Annotated in this window: 17 protein-coding genes; 12 read left to right on the top strand and 5 right to left on the bottom strand. The window is 45.9% G+C overall.

Going from position 1 to position 18949, the window contains the following annotated elements:
- Nucleotides 1-153 precede the first annotated feature (153 nt).
- Nucleotides 154-777: a 3'-5' exonuclease domain-containing protein 2 gene (locus HQM11_01775; GenBank protein MBF0349727.1), complete on the bottom strand. Its 624-nt coding sequence runs from the start codon at nucleotides 775-777 to the stop codon at nucleotides 154-156.
- Nucleotides 778-907: 130 nt separating this feature from the next.
- Between HQM11_01775 and ylqF the strand changes: the two genes are divergently transcribed.
- The 6 genes from ylqF (at nucleotide 908) to HQM11_01745 (ending at nucleotide 5850) form a co-directional block, all read left to right on the top strand.
- The gene (ylqF, locus tag HQM11_01770) at nucleotides 908-1786 is read left to right on the top strand and encodes a ribosome biogenesis GTPase YlqF (GenBank protein MBF0349726.1); all 879 of its coding nucleotides are present in this window, start codon (nucleotides 908-910) and stop codon (nucleotides 1784-1786) included.
- A gap of 382 nt (nucleotides 1787-2168) precedes the next feature.
- Entirely contained in the window at nucleotides 2169-3188 is a 1020-nt protein-coding gene (locus tag HQM11_01765) for an NAD(P)-dependent glycerol-3-phosphate dehydrogenase (GenBank protein ID MBF0349725.1), read from the top strand.
- A 13-nt stretch (nucleotides 3189-3201) separates the two neighbouring features.
- Nucleotides 3202-4362, top strand: a complete 1161-nt coding sequence (locus tag HQM11_01760) for a cyclic nucleotide-binding domain-containing protein (GenBank protein ID MBF0349724.1) — start codon at nucleotides 3202-3204, stop codon at nucleotides 4360-4362.
- Nucleotides 4359-5186: a response regulator gene (locus HQM11_01755; GenBank protein MBF0349723.1), complete on the top strand. Its 828-nt coding sequence runs from the start codon at nucleotides 4359-4361 to the stop codon at nucleotides 5184-5186. The genes HQM11_01760 and HQM11_01755 overlap by 4 nt, the downstream gene beginning before the upstream one ends.
- A 29-nt stretch (nucleotides 5187-5215) precedes the next feature.
- Nucleotides 5216-5398: a hypothetical protein gene (locus HQM11_01750; GenBank protein MBF0349722.1), complete on the top strand. Its 183-nt coding sequence runs from the start codon at nucleotides 5216-5218 to the stop codon at nucleotides 5396-5398.
- A 224-nt stretch (nucleotides 5399-5622) separates the two neighbouring features.
- On the top strand, nucleotides 5623-5850 hold the full coding sequence (locus HQM11_01745; GenBank protein MBF0349721.1) for a hypothetical protein: 228 nt from the start codon (nucleotides 5623-5625) through the stop codon (nucleotides 5848-5850).
- 186 nt (nucleotides 5851-6036) lie between these two features.
- On the opposite strand, the gene HQM11_01740 is transcribed toward HQM11_01745, so the two are convergent.
- Nucleotides 6037-6267, bottom strand: coding sequence for a hypothetical protein (locus tag HQM11_01740; protein MBF0349720.1), 231 nt, complete (start codon nucleotides 6265-6267; stop codon nucleotides 6037-6039).
- Nucleotides 6268-6796: 529 nt separating this feature from the next.
- Between HQM11_01740 and HQM11_01735 the strand changes: the two genes are divergently transcribed.
- The 3 genes from HQM11_01735 to HQM11_01725 all read left to right on the top strand — a co-directional run bounded on the left by HQM11_01735 (nucleotide 6797) and on the right by HQM11_01725 (nucleotide 8901).
- A complete protein-coding gene (locus tag HQM11_01735) occupies nucleotides 6797-7594 on the top strand; it encodes a crotonase/enoyl-CoA hydratase family protein (protein MBF0349719.1) in 798 nt (265 codons plus the stop codon).
- Nucleotides 7595-7754: 160 nt separating this feature from the next.
- Nucleotides 7755-8351, top strand: a complete 597-nt coding sequence (locus HQM11_01730) for a hypothetical protein (GenBank protein ID MBF0349718.1) — start codon at nucleotides 7755-7757, stop codon at nucleotides 8349-8351.
- A 130-nt stretch (nucleotides 8352-8481) separates the two neighbouring features.
- Entirely contained in the window at nucleotides 8482-8901 is a 420-nt protein-coding gene (locus HQM11_01725) for a hypothetical protein (protein ID MBF0349717.1), read from the top strand.
- Nucleotides 8902-8946: 45 nt separating this feature from the next.
- Here HQM11_01725 and HQM11_01720 read toward each other — a convergent pair whose 3' ends face one another.
- Genes HQM11_01720 through HQM11_01710 form a run of 3 tightly spaced genes read right to left on the bottom strand, consistent with a single transcriptional unit; the run spans nucleotide 8947 to nucleotide 14797 of the window.
- On the bottom strand, nucleotides 8947-12630 hold the full coding sequence (locus HQM11_01720; GenBank protein MBF0349716.1) for an AAA family ATPase: 3684 nt from the start codon (nucleotides 12628-12630) through the stop codon (nucleotides 8947-8949).
- Nucleotides 12605-13849, bottom strand: coding sequence for an exonuclease SbcCD subunit D C-terminal domain-containing protein (locus HQM11_01715; GenBank protein ID MBF0349715.1), 1245 nt, complete (start codon nucleotides 13847-13849; stop codon nucleotides 12605-12607). The genes HQM11_01720 and HQM11_01715 overlap by 26 nt, the downstream gene beginning before the upstream one ends.
- Nucleotides 13850-13864: 15 nt before the next feature.
- On the bottom strand, nucleotides 13865-14797 hold the full coding sequence (locus HQM11_01710) for a glycosyltransferase family 2 protein (protein ID MBF0349714.1): 933 nt from the start codon (nucleotides 14795-14797) through the stop codon (nucleotides 13865-13867).
- 518 nt (nucleotides 14798-15315) lie between these two features.
- On the opposite strand from HQM11_01710, the gene HQM11_01705 reads away from it, so the two are divergent.
- The 3 genes from HQM11_01705 (at nucleotide 15316) to HQM11_01695 (ending at nucleotide 18917) form a co-directional block, all read left to right on the top strand.
- Nucleotides 15316-15639 carry an STAS domain-containing protein gene (locus tag HQM11_01705; GenBank protein MBF0349713.1) on the top strand — a complete coding sequence of 108 codons (324 nt, stop codon included), beginning with the start codon at nucleotides 15316-15318 and terminating at the stop codon, nucleotides 15637-15639.
- Nucleotides 15640-15741: 102 nt separating this feature from the next.
- Complete coding sequence (locus tag HQM11_01700) at nucleotides 15742-17442, top strand: SpoIIE family protein phosphatase (GenBank protein MBF0349712.1); 1701 nt, start codon at nucleotides 15742-15744, stop codon at nucleotides 17440-17442.
- 164 nt (nucleotides 17443-17606) lie between these two features.
- A complete protein-coding gene (locus tag HQM11_01695) occupies nucleotides 17607-18917 on the top strand; it encodes a SpoIIE family protein phosphatase (protein ID MBF0349711.1) in 1311 nt (436 codons plus the stop codon).
- Nucleotides 18918-18949 lie beyond the last annotated feature (32 nt).

Here is an 18949-nt window from a genome sequence, read left to right as displayed (position 1 = left end):
TTTTCAAATATCATTTTAACGCAAGCGTGACGCGTTGTGAGAAATCGGGGATGAAAGAAACCCAAGTGACTATAATTACAAATGGAATAAATCATCGAGATATGAAGGAAAACAAAAAATTTCCGCAAAATTCCTGAGTTATTTAAGGCTCACTCAGGATTTCAACGTTTCTTTGGCGACTGAAACCGGATCCTCCGGATTTCCGATAAAACCAAGATATATTTCACGACTGATCCAGGCATCGGTCGCCGCATAAACAATTTGTTCCTCTGTAAGTTCCGGTTTGGCCCAATTTGAAAGCTTGGCTCGTTTGGAAATACGGACCCCCAATACAATTGCCGCCAGACTGCGCAAGCCCAACGTTTCAATCTGGCGCTCACGAGCCATGTGACTTAGATCCGCGAAGCCTCCGGGGCGAAACGGTTTCAGGGCATTCAATCCCTGAAGGTCCTGGTGCAAAGCGACGCCGGCTTTCACAATATTTTCATCCGACAGGAGTTGACTCAGTGCTTCTGTGATTTCAATCATATTGAGGCGGATCAAATAGACCGTGTTTTCGGTGGCCAACTGGATGAGCGATACAGGATATTGCACCCCTTTCTGAAAGGCCGGTCGTGTTTCAGTGTCAAAGCCCAGCACTGGTGTTTTGAAGCAATCCTCAAGGGCTGCCTCAAGTTTTTCATACGAGTCTACCAACTCAATGTTGCCCTGATACTCGGCTAACGGAAACTGTTCAATATCTTCCTTGCGGATTCGTGAAATATAGGTTTCAGGCATTCCTTGTCTCGGATAGTGATTCAAAAGAGGTTTGAGGTTTTAATCCAGACTGATTATAGGGAATGCTCCCGAAAATGACGCGGATACGCATTTTCGGAAGAATTCCCGGAACCTTCATTTTGAGAACAATATGCAAACATCGTCCCCTGAGCAATCGCATGACATTCAATGGTATCCAGGCCACATGGTCAAAGCCAAAAAAGAATTCATGGCAAAAATCCGACTGGTGGATGTGGTTCTGGAAGTGCGCGATGCCAGAATTCCCAGATGCTCTGTCAATCCCGAATTTGCCCAGGCCCTTCATCAGAAAAACAGGATTGTGCTGTTTAATAAAACCGGACTGGCTGATCCTGAAGTCACAGAACAATGGAAACAGATATTTGACAGTGAACAGGTATTCCACCTGTTTATTGATGTCAAAGACAATCTCAATGTCAAAAAAATAATTCCTCTCGCTCGTCAACTGGTCAAGGCCAAATGGGATCGTTACCGGAGCAAGGGCATTCGTCCGCCGATGATGCGGTTGATGGTGATTGGCATTCCAAATGTAGGAAAATCGAGCCTGATCAATAAACTGGTCAGAAAAAAAGCGGCAGGCACCGGCCCCATGCCCGGTGTGACAAGACAGCAGCAATGGGTAAAAATCGATGAAAACATTGAGTTGCTTGATACACCCGGAATCCTCTGGCCCAAATTTGATACGGAAGAAGAAGGCTTCAGGCTGGCAGTCACAGGTTCCATCAAGGATGACGTGGTGGGGATTGAGAAAATAACCCGGTATCTGCTCAATTATTATCTGGAGCACCTGCCTGAACGACTGGAAACCTCCTATGAACTTCCCGAAAAACTCAAAGGCACCTCGTTCGAACAGTCCTTGCTGATGATCGCGCAAAAACGCGGATGCCTCACTGCCGGAGGGGGCGTGGACACCCAAAGGATCTGCCAATTACTGTTGAGAGATTTCCGTGAAGGCCGCCTGGGACGTGTTACTTTTGATCTTCCTTCATGAAATATTTGTCTATATTTCTCCATTTGGTCGAGATGACACCACTTCTAAATTAAATGATTCGTCTTCCTGAGTCGCTCTAACTCAATAAGAAATCTCTTATAACGGTCATGCTCTCTTGTTTTTGAAAATCATTCATGAAATATGCTCTATAGGTCTCGACAGTGGTAAGTTCTCAGCTTTCAGTTTTCAGTTTTTTTTGAACCGATTGAAATTATTATAATTTTTGTATAAGCCTAAAAGTTTCTTTGAAAATTTGATATTCAGGAAACTTTTAATTTCAATGACTTACTAAAAGCTGACGGCTGATAACTGAAAACTTATCACTCTTGAGTATAGGTGATGAAACAGTACAAGTTTCCGGAATCTCAAACAGGAGAAATATATGGATATTGAAAAAATAGGCGTGATTGGCGGTGGCGCATGGGGAACCGCACTGGCCTCTCTCATGGCAAACAAAGGGTATGATGTCACCTTGTGGGCCTATGAAAAAGAAACCGTTGATGCCATCAACCAGAAACATGAAAATACTGTTTTTTTACCGGGAATTCCTTTACCGGAATCGCTCAAAGCCTCCAATGACATGGCTCATGTGGTTAAAAATCATCAATTCCTTATTTCATCGCCACCTTCCCATGTGGCACGGACCATTGCCCGGCAGTTGCGTCCTCAAATCAGGAAGGATCATGTCATCATCATTGTCAGCAAAGGCGTGGAACTTTCAACGCTGTCGTTGATGAGTGATGTGTATGCTCAGGAGTTGGAACATATTCCCACGGTTTCAGTGTTGTCAGGCCCGACTTTTGCGGAGGATGTCGCCAGGGGGATGCCGACTGGTGCGGTGCTGGCCTGTAAAAATGAGGAAATCGCCAAAAGTCTCCAGCAGATCCTCAAAGTACCTCATTTCCGGGTGTATCTGAGCGACGATCTGGCTGGCGTTCAAATTGGCGGAACCGTTAAAAACGTGATTGCCATTGCTACTGGAATTTCAGATGGCATGGGACTCGGATTGAGTGCCCGTTCTGCCATGATCTGTCGTGGCTTGGCTGAAATGAATCGTCTGGGACTTGTGCTTGGTGGAAAGCTGGAAACCTTTGCGGGCATGTCCGGACTGGGAGATCTGGTGCTAACCGCTACCGGAACCCTTTCCAGAAATTATTCGCTGGGCCACGCTCTTGGCAGTGGACAATCGCTGGAAGAATATATGTCAAAAAAAAGGTCGGTGGCCGAAGGGGTGGTGAATGCCAAATCCATCAAGGGGCTTGCTGAAAAATATCAGGTGGATATGCCCATATCGTCAGCCGTGTATGATATTTTGTATGAAGGCCTCACTCCCCGGCATGCGCTCCAACGACTGCTGGAACGTGAATTGCCTTCACGTGAATTTGAACAGATAAATTCGTGACAGACCCTTGCTCATGACAACCCGAAATCAACCTATTTTTGAAGAAAACCGGCAGATCATTCAATATTTGAAAGCTTCTCCGTTTTTCAAAACACTGCCGGATTCTTCGCTGGAACAATTGCTTCAACTGACAACGGTCCATGAATACAATCAGGATGAAACCATCCTGCAGGAAGGTCAGTTCAATGACCGTGTATTTCTGCTTATTCATGGGAAAGTCGGTGTTTACACCCATGGCGAACGGATTCTGGAATTGCATCGCACCGGGGATATCTTTGGCGAAATGAGTGTTATCAGTTCCAATCCAACCTCAGCGGCGGTTGTCACCGAAACACCCGTGGAGGTTTTGAGTCTCTCGGCCAAAGATCTCCATTTGCAGTTATCACACACAGAAAGCATGGAGCAGCTTTTTTATCGGCTCTTTTCTGTGATTTTGACAGAAAAACTGACCCTTACCACTGACAAGGCCAAACAATACGAAGAAACCAACCGCACGTTGGAACACACCAAAACAGAACTGGAACAGATCAATCATCAATTGACAGTGTCTCTGCGCGAAAAAGAAGTGTTGTTGCAGGAAGTGCATCATCGTGTGAAAAACAATCTTCAGGTGGTTTCCAGTCTCATTCGTTTGCAAGCCATGTCCCTGAAAGATCCGGACTACGTCAAGGTGCTTCAGGCCAGTCAGGACCGAATCAGTGCCATGGCGCTGGTTCATGAACGGCTTTACAGTTCCGAATCCCTTTCCACCATTGATCTGGAATCTTATGTACAAAAACTGATCCATGGCTTGTCCTCCGGTTACCAACTGGATCCGAATAAAATTGTGTTTGAAATAAAAATCCATGATGTCACTCTGCATCTGGACGAATCCATTCCGATTGGTCTGATTCTCAATGAACTGGTGTCCAACGCCATCAAACATGCTTTTCCCGGTAAAAAGAGCGGAACAATTCAAATTGAATTCAATGAGGAGCATCCGCGTCGATTGTTGATCATTCAGGACGATGGCGCAGGTTTTCCGGAGCATCTGGATTTTAGAAAGACCTCTTCGCTGGGACTTCAATTGGTCACAGGGATTGTCGAAGAACAACTGAATGGAACCATCGAACTTCAGCGTGAGCATGGCACGCGGTTTTTAATCACTATTCCGGAATCACCAGGAACACGATGACTCAACCCAGAATCCTGATTGTTGAAGATGAATTTGTAGTCGCCAAAGAACTCCAGATGATCCTGACCATGTCTGGTTATTCTGCGGATACTGCCGCTTCCGGAGAAAAAGCGATTCAATCCATTGGCCGGAATCGACCGGATCTGGTGCTGATGGATATCATGATTCAGGGAGAACTGGATGGCATTGATCTGGCGCACTATCTGAATACGCATTACCAGATTCCAGTCATTTATCTGACAGCCTACACCGATAAAAAAACACTGGAGCGAGCCAAGTTGACTGAACCTTATGGCTATCTGGTCAAGCCCTTCAAGGAAAAAGATGTGTACACCATGATTGAGATTTCACTGTTCAAGGCACAAAAGCTCGAAGTCCTACCATCCACCAGTGAACCACCGGATATAGTTGAGGATGTGATGGCGCAGGTGTCTCAAAAAATTGAACTCTTTGGCGCAGGTGCCCTCAAACAACAATTGGAACAGACGGCTGAACTCATCGCCAGTGATCTGGAACGCCTTCTGTATGTGAAGGCCAATGGGCCTCATATTGAAATCCACTGGGACCGCTCCCAGAATCCAGTGGTTGAACAAACGGTCAGTTTTCAGTGGATCAAGCAATTGTATGTTCCACAGGTGTTGTTGCAGATTCATCGGTCTTATGTGATTCATCCCGCTCGAGGGCTGTATATCAAAAAGAAAAATATCCGTGATTCAGAATTATGGCTTAGGGAACATACGGATCCACCGCAAATACTTCCTGTGGGAAGAAATTTTTTAGCGGCTCTGAGAGAAAAAAATCCGCATTGGTTTGCGCCTGTATGAAGAAAAGCACTGATGTCCTTATTCATGATATTCAAAGAAATCCAGACGCCTGGGCCGTAGACCGTTTCTGGGCCAAACACAAGGGGGGCTTGCAGATCTGGATGGGTAGCGGGTTCCTCGGATGTCATGTGGAAAAACCAGAATATATGGAATTTCCACTGTGGGACCGCATCCGGGTGCATCGGGCTTTGAAACATTTGATCAAATCTTGATTTGGCTGAATATTCTATAGCTTGCGTTGACCAGAAAAATTCCCCATCATCAGTTCCAAGTGGGTGAGCTTCTCCTTTTGCGGATCACAAGGAACGTCGCTGTAACTAAAAAATAATGCTCACTGTTAAGAGAAGATCGGCAACGACAAACGGGGTTGACCTTTCCCCTAGCCACTGATATTTAAAACACTATAAAAAACATGAATAACAGACAAGAAAGGTTTATGCCTGAAACAGATCAGTTAAAAGAACAAATTGGATACGCTAAATTTTGGATGGGCATCCTGGCTGCCTCTGGAATGGCAGACATTACCTGGATTGTGAATCATCTTGATCACGTCAATGATTTTAAATTTATTTTAGCTGTGATTTTCCTGTTTGGGGTGCTGGTTTCGATCATTCTGCTTCACTCCAAAATTGAACAAAAAATTGATGAACTCCGGAGGCTCTGATGGAAATAATCGCTTACATCACTATTGTCGCGTTTTTAGGGACTTTACTCTATTGCGCCTATGATGCGGCCACCCATAAATCAGGAACGCCTCCCCACAAATCCTGAATCCCGTAAGACCTTCCTTTATCCTTGGCGCAAAGCGTTTCATCCGGCGTTCCACCGTGAAACGGTGGAACGAGAAAAGCTATCCGTGTCGCGGGATAACAATCCGGTATTGTTTTTCTTCCTCCCTGATCAATTTGCGCAGTCCCAGAGGTTTGGAGATGCGCTGATCCAGTTGGTCCCTGATCGTTTTGGAGATATCCGCCAGACGGGTGGAAGTTCCTGTTTGAGCAATGTCTTCCAGGATGCCAGTCAGAGTGACAGACAAGGGGTATTCAAACTTTTCTACCTGTGCAGGTACTTTTTTAACCACGAAAAACATCAGAAACACGAAAGAAAAAAGAATGGTAGCCCCGGGTTACGTCTCGGGGAGGGCGACAAACCGTGGAATTACATCGGGACGTAACCCGATGCTACCATCTTCGGAATAATATTTTTCAGCGACAATGCTGGTATGTTGATTTCCGGCGATCGCTTTAGTGTTCCTCATTTTTTCCGAAGCCCTTAGGGTCCGCCAAGAAATAAATGGTACACTTTTCTTTTTCGGCACCGTGTCATACTTGACCTGATCCGGTATCCAGATTCCACCAAACGCCCGGTGCCCCTGGATTCCGTGTCAAACACGGAATGACAAACAGCGAGCATCACATCCGATTTGTGAAATTTAAACACATTTTTACTGAAAAAAACCTCTTCGGCCAAGCTCTGGCTTGCGTTGACCAGAAAATTTCCCCATCATCAGTTCCAATTGGGTGAGCTTCTCCTTTTGCGGATCACAAGGAACATCGCTGTAACTAAAAAATAATGCTCACTGTCTCTCTAACTCTCATTGAAGGTTGAACATGGAAGAACGTGTTTTAATGCGGATTGAAGATAACATTGCCATTGTCACGCTGAACCGCCCTGATAAATACAATGCTTTGGACATGCCCATGTTTGAGGCGTTGGTTGCTACCGCTAAAAAAATAGGCAAGAATCGTGATCTCCGGGCCGTCATCATCCAAGGCGAAGGAAAGGTATTCAGCTCAGGACTGGATGTGATGCGAATCATTAAAAATCCACTGGCCATTGGCAAATTACTGATCAAACCCGGAACCAAGATTTCCAACATTGCCCAGGATGTGGGCTATGCGTGGCGACAACTTTCAGTACCGGTGCTGGCTGTTGTGCATGGCCGCTGTTATGGCGGAGGATTTCAGATTGCCCTGGGCGCTGATTTCCGGTTCAGCACTCCGGACTGCGAGTTTTCCATCATGGAAGCCAAATGGGGATTGATCCCCGATATGAGCGGCAGCATCACACTCCGGGAATTGATTCCGATGGATCTGGCCAAGGAATTGACCATGACCGGACGAGTGTTTGATGGGGTCAAAGCCAAGGAATATGGTCTGGTGTCCTATGTCACAGAAACGCCCTTTGAGGATGCCATGAAACTGGCCCGGGAAATCGCGACGCGCTCTCCGGATTCGGTGGCCAATGCCAAAAAACTGTTTCAGAACACCTGGACCGCTGATGATAAAACCGCACTGGATTGGGAAACAAAACTGCAGAAACAGTTGCTGGGACGCTGGAATCAAATGGCCGCTGTCAGCAAGAATGTTTCTGAAAAACCACTCAATTTCATGAAACGCAAACGCTGAAAAAAACGTCATTATCTGAGTCTCCCTGTCTCTTTTCAGGGAGAACATATCCCAAACAGAAACAAACAGGGTTACTGCAAAAAAACACGGCAGAGACTTGTCAGTGGTGGCGAGATCGTCTATATTTTTTTTAAAATGATGATTTTTTTCAGGAGAAAACATGCGTGTGACAACTCAAATCATTGGACTGACCCTCTTCTGGAGCCTGCTTCAGGGGGGACCCGTCATGGCTGTGGAAACGGCACCCCGGATCAGTGACAGGGAAATCATTGAAGCGTTGACGGATATCAAAGCTGAATTGAAGGGACTCCGGGAACATCAGGAATTCATTCTCCGTGAAATGGATCAGCGGTTTAAAGCTGTCGACCAACGGTTTGAAGCCGTTGACCAGCGGTTTGAAGCCGTCGACCAACGGTTTGAAAATCAGGATAAACGGTTTGAAGACATGAACCGGCGGTTTGAAACAGTGGACCAACGGTTTGATCAGCTCATCAATCTGACCATCGGCCTTTTGGCGACGTTTAGCGCGATGATGATTGCCACCATCAGTTTTGCGCTTTGGGATCGTCGCACCATGATTCGACCTTTTGAAACCAAAGTGGCCGCCATGGAAAAACAATTGGAAAGAATTCCCAGGATGGAGCAGGATATTGCGGCCAATGGACAACAACTGCATCAATTTCTTGAAACGCTACGATCTTTGTCCAAAACAGACCCAAAACTGGCTGAGATTATGAAAACTTTTTCCCTCCTTTAGTCCCCATTCCGAATAAATTCTGGACATTCGGTTCATGTATGTTAAAACACGCATTCTACGTAATCCCCTGTGGATATGTTCGGAATGCATGAACCTGTTCGCATTATTTTTAATTTTGTAAGGAGTCACAATGAACCGATTGAATTCTCTTATTTTGGTAGTTGCCAGCATGCTGATTTTTGCTGGATGTTCACAGACCAAGCCCACCATGGATATGGCAGGGAAAAACATCAATGGCAGTTGGGCCGGAAGTACCAACATTGAAGGCAGTGGTGTCTTTCTGGAAGCCTCCGCCGGGATGGTGAGCATTTATTCCCTGTATGGCGACACCTGTAGTTCCAAAAGCTATGCGCTGGAAAATGGTGCGTTCACGCTGGATATGATGAGTTTTTCCTTCACTCAGCAGGCGGATGGCACTCTGTTGGAATCATGGGAATATAATGGTCCACAAAGCCTGACCTGGGTCAGCAACACCATGGGATTGCCAGCAGTCTGTAAAACAGAAATGATGGGTGCTATGGATCATGGAAGTGACTCCAAGGGGATGTAACCGTTATTTCATTGAACTTGGCAGAATCAGGAAATCCTTTTTCTGTCAGAGGCTGGAGTTTTGAATCTTTTCACACCCCGGCCCCATGATCATGCTTCGCCCTCCTGTTTGTGGAATCACCTGGATTTGAGTGTTGATTCGTTCCTTGAGGGCGGGAACATGTGAAATCACGCCGATCAATTTGCCATCAGCCCGTAAGCCCGCAAGCGTTTCCAGGGCGGTGTCCAGTGCTTCCTCATCCAGTGTTCCAAACCCCTCATCCAGAAACAGCGAATCCACCCGGACATTTCTGCTGGCCATTTGGGACAGGCCCAACGCCAGCGACAAACTGACAATGAAACTCTCTCCACCAGACAAATTTTTTGTGGAACGGATTTCGCCAGCCTGATAGTTGTCAATCACATTCAATTCCAGCGGTTGCTTGTCATCTCTGAGCAACAGGTAGCGGTCTGTCATTTTTTGTAGTTGCTGGTTTGCATGACCAATCATCATCTCAAACGTCAGTCCCTGGGCAAAGTTACGATATTTCTTGCCATCCGCGGAACCAATCAGTTCATGTAGCAAGTCCCAGCGAGCGCATTCCCGTTGCTGAGCATTGATGATGGTGATGCGCTCCTGCTGTTTCATCCGCAAATCTTCATTATCTTTCAGTTTTTGCTGAATCCCGCCGATTTCCTGCCGTAACGTTTTGAGTGTTTCCTGAAGTGCGCCTGTTTCCTGAAGGATCTGTTCCCGAGGTTTTGCGGTGATCTGTTTTTTTCGTTCAGCATCCAGTTGTCCGGTTTTATCCCGTTGCCGTGCCTCCAGCATGGTTTGTTCGGTGTTGAGGCGTTCCACCATTTCTTGCATATTTTTTCGATTTTCTTCAGGCAGACAGGCATTTTGGTAATCCAGCTCATCCTGAAAACCATGACGGACAAGATTTGAGGCAAAGGACTCCGTTGATGTTTTCAGCAGATCATTCCGGGTGAGAAAGGACTTCTCAACGGATTCAATTCTGGCTTTGAGTTGGCTGTGTTCCTGAGTGAACCTGTTGAGTTCTTCACGCCGGCGTTCCAATAGATTCTCCGCATTATCCACTTCTGCTGACACTCGGGCTTCTTCACTGTCAGGGTTTTTATCACCAAACAATTGCTTACGTTCACTTAGCAAATTATTCTGCTGTTGGGCGAGTGCGTTCAACGTTTCCTGCTTGCCAGCCAGTTCTGATTCCAGTTTGGAAATTTGTTCTTGCTGATGCTGGCTTTGCAGTTCAAGCGTCCCGATTTTTTTCTCAAGATCGTTTTTCTGAATTTGTTGTTCCTGCCACCGATCACGGCGTTTTGTGAGCGTTTTAAAGATTTGATCCAGTTTTTCCACAGTCAGTTGGTCGATGCCATAGGAGGTCAATTCCTGCAATGTTTCTTCCTGCGCTTTTTTAAACTGTTCTTCAAGCGTCACAAGTTGATGGCTGATCCGTTTTAAGTCCTGCCCGGCGGCGGCTTTTTCAAGAACCACGGTCTGTAACTTCTTTTCGGATTGTGAAAGTTCCTCTTGGAATTTTTCCAGAGCTTTCCGTGATTTGAGCATGTCTTTTTCAAGCTGATCAACGGTTTCAACAACGACCACTGTTTTTTGTAATGAATTATCAGTGTCGGCTATCAATTGCCTTAAAACCTGCGGGTCTGTTTCTGACCGGGTGATTTTCAGTATGGAACAACCTTCTTCCAGTCTGGTATTGTCAGTGTCCTGTTGCTCTGACAGTTTTTTGCGCTGGACCGCAATCATCTCCAGATCTTTGAGAATCGCGGCTTCCCTGATTTTTAGACCGGAAATCAATTTCTCCGATTTTTTCAGGTCTCCCCGCACTCTGTTCAATGTTTCTCTGGTTTCATCAGGCCTTGGAATATTGCCTTGCGCAAAGGGATGTTCCAGTGCACCGCACAGGGGGCATGGCTGTCCATCCTGCAACTGATGCCGGGCCTCGTCAAAATCCTGAATTTTTTTAAGGAGCAACAGTTGGGTTTCCAGCAACAGGACTTCCCGTTCCAGTCCCGCTTGTTTTTCCTGCTGTTCAGGAAGGTTCCGGTTCAGCAGGTCTTTTTCTGTGGAGAGGCTGGTTTCTTTGAGTTGCAACTCACCCATACCCTTTTGAGTGTCAATCGCCCGCAAAGAGTTTTCTACCATTTGTTCCAGCAGATTTTTCCGGTCTTTGAGTTGCAGAATCGCATTTCGCCAGACAGCAATCTCCTGTCCTGACAAGGTGTTTTCTAGTGTCTGCTGTTGTTTTAAAAGAACTGCTTTCTGGTCGGATATTTTTTGATTGATTGTTTCCTGAAGTGCCAGTTGTCTGCTGTGCAACTGGTCAGCAAGATCAAATTGGCTTTGTTGTGATTTTTGTTGCGTGGTCAAACCTTGCTTACTCGCGTCGAGTTCTCGCAGAGAGGCAAACCGTTCACGAAGCCCTGCAAGATGTTCAGCCAAAGCCGCGTCTGTATGGTTTTCATGGAGAAACATATTGGTAGCTTCCAGTTGTTCGCGATTCTTTTTCAGGACATTGCGGTCATTGGAATATTTCTCACGAAGGGATGCCATTTCCGTTTTCAAGGTGGAAATGATCTTGCTTTCAGCCTTCATCGTCTGGTCTTTTTCCTTGAGTTGAAAATCAAGTTCCCGAACTTTGCGGGTCAATTCAACCAGATTTTTTTGTTCCGATTTTTTTATAGCCAGAGCATCTGCCGCGAGTTTTAAAGCCTCATCTGTCTGTTTGATATTGGTTTCAAGGGCTGGCAGTTTTTGTTGAGACTCCCGAAGAGTCTTTTGTTCGGTTTCCTGTTCTTCTCTCATGGAAACCAACCGGGCATGTTCTCCTGACAATTCCAGCGCTTTCACCGCCTTTTCCAGTTTTTGGCGTTCAGGAACAAAGGCTTCTTTTCGTTTTGCAAGGTCTTGTTTTTGTTCTTCCAACTGCGCCAGATCCTTTTCCAGCAGTATCAGTCCATCCAGCCAGTTGATGGTTTGTTGCAATTGCACAATTTGTTTTTCCAGATCTGTTTCCTGAAGATTTTTTTGAGCCAGTGTCTGTTTCAGTTCAAGCATGGCTTCATCGCCGAGTAACTGAATGCCGGAAAATTCTGCCATCAGCACTTCCAGTTTTTTGCGTTCTTCGGTGCGTTTTTCATGAACCCTGATCGAGATTTTGCTATAAATTTCAGTGCCGGTGATTTGTTCCAGGATGGGGGATCGTTCATCCGCGGAGGCCTGAAGAAACGCGGCAAAACTTCCCTGAGCCAGCAACATGGATCGGGAAAATTGATCAAAATCCATTCCTGTTGTATTTTCGATCTGTTCTGCGACACCCCTGATTTTTGCTTCAACGACTTTTCCTGTAACCGCGTCTGCAATCTCATGTTTGGGTGTTTGCAACGATCCACCCGCTTTTTTTCTGGAACGATGCTGGCTCCAGTGACAGCGGAACCGGCCCAGCTTTGTTTCAAAAGTCACTTCCGCAAAACATTCACCGGCACGACGGGACATGATTTCGTTGCTATTCTGGGTCACTTTGTTGAGGCGGGGAGTTTTGCCGTACAACGCCAGGCAGATGGCATCCAGGATCGTGGTTTTTCCTGCACCGGTCGGCCCGGTAATCGCAAAAATTCCTTCTGAAACAAAAGCTGGATGCGAGAGATCAATTTCCCATTCCCCCAGCAGGGAATTCAGATTTTTAAAGCGGACTTGCAGAATCTTCATGGTGGTCTTCCGATTCAAGTGAAAGAAGGGTTTCCTCATAGGCAATCCGCAATTCCCGGCATTGCTCTTCCGTGACTTCGTGTGCCCGCAAACAGCGTTCAAAAACATCACCAGGATTCAGGTGGTCCAGGGTTTCGTCTGTGTGCTGGCGGTTCAGTGCTCTGGCCATGACCCGGTTGTTGCGGACCCTGAGAATTTCCATGCGGGTTCCTTCAATTGCGGCATCAAGCCGTTCCCTCAAATCACCGATGATGTCTGAGCCGTCATACACAATTTCGAGCCATACGGAACTGTTTGCTTCAGACAGGATCTGGATTGTTGCGGTAATTTCCTCCCATGTTCCCTTGAGGCGTTCCAGAGCCTGAAACACTGGAACTTTGTGGAGTTTTACCTGCGGAACAGCTTCTGAAAATTCAACCAGACAAACACTTTTTTCCTGTTTTGCCTCACCAAATCCCATGGGCAACGGCGAACCGCTGTAGCGCATGATTTCACTGCCATTGACTTTCTGCGGCACATGGAGATGCCCCAGGGCCAGATAATCAATCCATTCCGGAAAAATCCCTGACGTCACATGTGCCAGTGAGCCGACATACAGTTCTCTGACACCATCGCCTTCTACCGTCTGACCACCGGCTGTGAACAGATGTCCCATGACCACAATCGGAATGGCACGACCTGATTTTTGCTGTTGATTTCGGGCCAGCTCACACACTTGCACATAATGGGAACGAATGCCTTCTACCAGTTTGCGTTCCTTGTCTTCCAGACTTTCACCGGCTTCCACCTGACGGATATCACGATCCCTGAGATGGGGAACAGCGCAAACAATCAATTCTTCGAGACCTTCCGGATTTTTCAGAACCAGAACTTCATCGGTGGGAGAATCTGTGGCAGAACCAACGACATAAACATTGAGAAATCGGAGCAACTCACGGGGTGCGTTGAGGAAGGCGGGCGAATCGTGATTTCCGGCAATCAACACCACATGCCGACACGATGAAGACGCGACACCGCACAAAAAACGATAATACAGTTCCTGAGCACGGGTTCCCGGAGTGGTGTTGTCAAACACATCGCCTGCCACCAGCAACACATCCACGCCTTCGTTGCTGATCGTGTCCGTCAACCATGAAAGAAACGCTTCAAACTCCTCATAACGTTTTCTGCCGTAGAGGGTTCGGCCAATATGCCAGTCGGAAGTGTGCAGGATCTTCATGGGCATTCACCAGGCTCAGGGTTTCTTTTTGGGAACGTTATTGATGTCAATCTGAATGGCCTGCAACAACATTTGCGAGGAAACAATCAACGGCAGTGCCGACAGCATGATAGTTCCTGCAGAACGGGGTGTGTTTTCCAGATGGGAACTCATCCATTCCATCAGTCCAAATCCGGTACCCCATACAAACAATGGTATTCCGAGCAGCAGATAGACCGAGGCCATATTGAAATCATAAATAAAGTATTTCAAAAAGATTCTCTTGCAAAACCGTCTGAGCAGTTTGGCGGGAAATTGCAGAAGGATACGGGAAATCTGCATGGAACTTTTCTCATCCTCATACTTGGCCGGCATGGGAACATCCTGCACCACCGCATTGGTGATGTTCAACTGAACCAGCATGTCTGATTCAAAAAAATAGCGCTGATCCAATTTGTCCAGTTCCAATTGACGGATTGTTTCCCTATGGATTGCGGTGAAGCCGTTGGTGGGGTCCATCATGTTCCAGTAGCCCGAAACCAGTTTGAGCACAAACGACAGGGCACTGTTGCCAAACAACCTGATTCTGGGCATTTGCCGCAGTTCCCGGAAATGGAAAAACCGGTTGCCTTTGGTGTAATCCGCCTGTCCTTTCACAATCGGGTCAATGAGTTGCGGAATAAACCGGGCATCCATTTGACCGTCCCCATCCATTTTAACCGCGACGTCACACTCTGTTTCCAGCATGCGACGATAGCCGGTAATCATGGCACCTCCCACTCCCTGGTTCTGCGAGTGAAAAATGACCTCTACCCGTGGATCATTGTAGGTTTCAGCCAGTTTTCCCGATTGTTCAGGGCAGGCGTCATCCACCACAAAAATATGATCCACATTCTCTGGAATAGATTGAAGAACTTGCAGAATATGCGCTTTCACCCGGTAACAGGGAATAATGACAGCCAGTTTCATGAGATCACAGAAAAGGGTTGTTTTGAAAAATTCCGCCTGTAAAAACAGGCATACATGGATTGATAAAGGCCAGAACCTATTCAGGAACAGGGGATTTCGCAAGATGAAAGACACGTTGAGTGAAGGACTTTCTTGAATATTCCAATATTGATTTAGCCGTTAATTTGAGTCGAATTTATCACAAAGTCTTTTGAAAAAATCTCAACAATCCTGCATAAAAATTCACCAGTCTTCTCAGAATCTGCATAAAAATGTTTCATTTATTTTATCGAGATTGAACTTTGGTTTGATCAACATGCTGAAATATAAAGTATTTTAATGAAGGCACGTTCCGTGAAATATACGGTGCGGGGGAGACCAACATCTGAGGGGTCACTGATCTGACTCAGAGGGTGACAAATTACACCTTCCGGTTGTATCTTTGGGGTTGATCATAACGAGGGCCATTAGATCAAATCTCAAAGTGTGTCATTTCAAATCAAAGACGAGAAATCGTGGAGTTTTCAGAAGGAGTGTCTATGCGGTTCTCTTACTATATCCAAAAAAATGTTGCCATTGTTCAATTGGCTGACCTCAATTCACACACTCCTATCATTTATAAAAAAAAATGGTCTGAGTTGATCCAACATCCTGAAATCAATTCCATGATCTTGAATATGGAACAAATTCCTGAGATCTCATCCTCGGATTTAATGGTGTTGGCGCAATTATGCAATCAGTGTGATCATGCTGAAAAAGCACTCTATTTTTATCACTTGAATCCAGCCTTCAATTGGCTGATATCCTTGCTCGATATGGATAAGAGTGTTCCCACTTTGTCTTCACTCGATCATGCCTGTTAGGCATAGACGCTGATCGAGTGACAGTTTGGTGTTGTAGACTTTGAACGGTTAATGTGTTCAGTCAGGTTCTGGATCTTGAAACATCAAACAACGGATATCTCTATGACTACAGGTTCCATTCTTTTATATTCCAAATCATCAGGTTTTCGCGAATTCCTGAGCTCTTCGCTCAAAAGCAGTTCTCATGAATTGCTTGAAGCAAAGTCTCCACGCGATCTCCTTGAGATTACCGCCTGTGAAGCAAACCTGGCTTTGTTGCTGTTGCAGGGAAGTGATGGTGATGACGATCTGCTTTCAGTGATTGCGGAATTACGTAAACTCAACAGAACTCAACATTTCTTCATTTTCCTGTTGCTTCGGGAAGGGACACCGGCAGACAGTATTTTTCAAAAATATCAGGCCGGAGCCAATGAGGTTCTGGTACAACCTGTTCCCTGGGATGTGTTGCTCAGCAAAATCGAAACCGCCTGTTATCAGTATGAGTTTCAGCAGAATCTCACAAAGCGGACTATGTTTCTGGCGCAGAAACTCAATGAGCAGGATGAGACCTTGTCTGCCGTGGTGGAAGAAAAAATCAGGCTTGAAGCTCAAATGATGATCAACACCTTGCAGATTGAAAATCTGAACAATGTGCTCATGGACAACGTGCATAAATGTAAAAATCTGGAAGAGGATCTGCAATGGCACCAGATTCGGTATAAAAGCATTTTTGATAATGCGATCGAAGGCATTTTCCAGACCAGTCCCGGAGGCAAATATCTGAATGTCAATCAGTCCCTGGTCACCATGTATGGGTATGAGGACAAGCATGAATTGATGGCCTCTCTCAATGATATTTCAATGCAACTGTATGTTGAGCCACAGCGTCGTACTCAGTTTGTCCAGGCAATGGAAAAAAATAATGTACTGACAGATTTTGAATCCCGGATTTATCGTAAGGACGGTTCCATCATTTGGATCAAGGAAAACGCCCGCGTGATCCATGATTTGCAGGGGCAGGTTTTGTATTATGAGGGCACTGTGGAGGATATCACCGCCCGTAAGCTTGAAGAACAACGTTTTGCAGAGGAACTGGAGCAAGCCCGGCAAACTCAAAAAAGTATTTTTCCAGCCACACTCCCTGAAATTCCAGAGGTCAATGTTGCCTGTCGATTTGTACCCTTTTCCAAGATTGGCGGTGATTATTACAATATCCTCGATCTGGGATCAGGAAAATATGGATTCGTCATCGCGGATGTGACCGGACATGGCATCTCTGCCGCATTGATCGCCTTTATGGTTTCAACAGTGTTTCGCAATGCTGTTGAGGCAGGCAACACCCGCCATGTTCTGAAAACGATGAATGATTTTCTCGTGAATAAACTGGAGGAAGGAAAATTTGTAACCGTTGTGTACGCCATTTACGATGCCGTTCATCACACCTTCACTTACAGCAATGGGGGACATTATCCTGTGATTCGAATTCAGGGATCAACTGGCTCCATTCAGCAGTTAACCCAGTTTGGACTGCCTATTGGAATTTTTCGTGAAGCGCATTATATGGAGGAAACGATTGAACTGACGGCAGGTGATAAAATATTGTTCTACACGGATGCCATTGTGGAAGTGCAGGATCCTCAAAACAATATGCCCGGAATGAATGGAATACTGACGCAACTGGAATTGCATCATCACCTTCCGATGGAGAAATTGATCCAGGAGTTGTATGAGTATGGACTGCAATATTCAGCACAACGGGGATACCAGGATGATCTCACACTGATGGGGTTTGAGTTGTTAGGCACAATCACAGAAAACCAGTGAGCATGGAACCTCTGTGAGGGACGGACCATTCATAACATTTCCGTAATATTTGCCTAACACTTTGGATCTATGGTTGAAGCATCTCATCTTTTGATCCGCAAACACACATTCATAGTCCGAAGGGGCTGATGTGGATTGTAACGTCTTTCCAGATAGCGAGGGATATGACTGTTGTTTCCACGCACTATCTCCAGAACAAGGTTTTTATGAAACCCACCTGGAACGGTTCTTCCGAACAAACGGAAGTCTCCAAATTTTATCTGCATGATTTGATCGCGCACAGTCACTGGACAGAAGCCTCGTGCATCCTGGGTGATGTGTATCAGCATTTTTCAGAAGACTACAATGTAGAGTTTATCGCGGTTATTGATGAGGGAAAACTGATAGGTATGTGCTCCCGGAGCGGCATTGCCATGTTATTAGGCTCCCTGTATGGACGATCACTGTTTTCCAAACGTCAGGTCAGGGATTATATGGTCACGCCCCATCTTGCGGTACGAACTTCTGATCCTCTGCCTGAAGTGTTGAGATGGGCTTCCAGCCGTATTGAAGAACGCTTTTATGACGACGTGATCCTGGTCGATCCCATGGGAAATTATCTGGGTATGATTCATATGAAAACACTGGTGCAATTACAAAATCATTTTTTTATAAAAAATATTGCGCAACTGGAACAACAACGATCTGAAATTGATCAAAAGAACAAGCAGATGGAAGAAAATCTCCGTCTGGCCAATCAACTGCAACAGGCCATTATGCCACAGAGTTATCCCTGTTTTCCTCCTGATGTTCAGGCAGAAAACAGTCTGCTCAAATTCAGTCATTTTTATCAGAGCGCGGATTTGCTGGGTGGTGATTTTTTTCACGTTTCCCAGTTATCAGATCACGAGGCTGGTGTCTTCATTTGTGATGTCATGGGGCATGGTGTGAGCGCCGCGCTGGTGACTTCCATGATCCGTGCGCTGATTGAGCGTTACAGGACAGTAAAACATGAACCCTCTGATTTGTTGACAGATATCAATGAACGTTTGCTGGCCATGTTGGGCAGTAAACAGCAGATGTTTGCCACTGCGGCGTATATGATTGTGGATGTGGAATCGCATCAGCTCAGGGCCGCCTGTGCCGGGCATCATCCGCCTGTCATGATGAATCGTCACACTTGTAAGGTAGAAACCTTGCGTTTTGGCCAAGTAGCCGGTCCACCCGTGGGGATTGTCAAAGACGCGGCGTATGAAAACCTGAGTTTTCCTGTGTTTGAAGGGGATGTGCTGATTGCGTTTACCGATGGTCTGATTGAAGTCTTCAATCATGAAGAACAGCAATTTGGAAAGAATCGTCTGATCAATTTACTGGAAAAACATGGAACCTTGCCTATTCCACAATTGTTCAAAACATTGATGGAGCAGATCAGTTTTTTTTCATCAGGTGTGTTCGATGATGATGTGTGTCTGGTCGGGGTTGAAATTTGTGGATGAGGCCTGAGCCTTACCACAAATTTCCTTGTTCA

This window comes from SAR324 cluster bacterium (genome assembly GCA_015232315.1).
Lineage (GTDB): Bacteria > SAR324 > SAR324 > SAR324 > NAC60-12 > JADFZZ01.
Note: the sequence above shows the minus strand (reverse complement) of the source record. Positions and strands in the feature narration are given on the sequence as shown.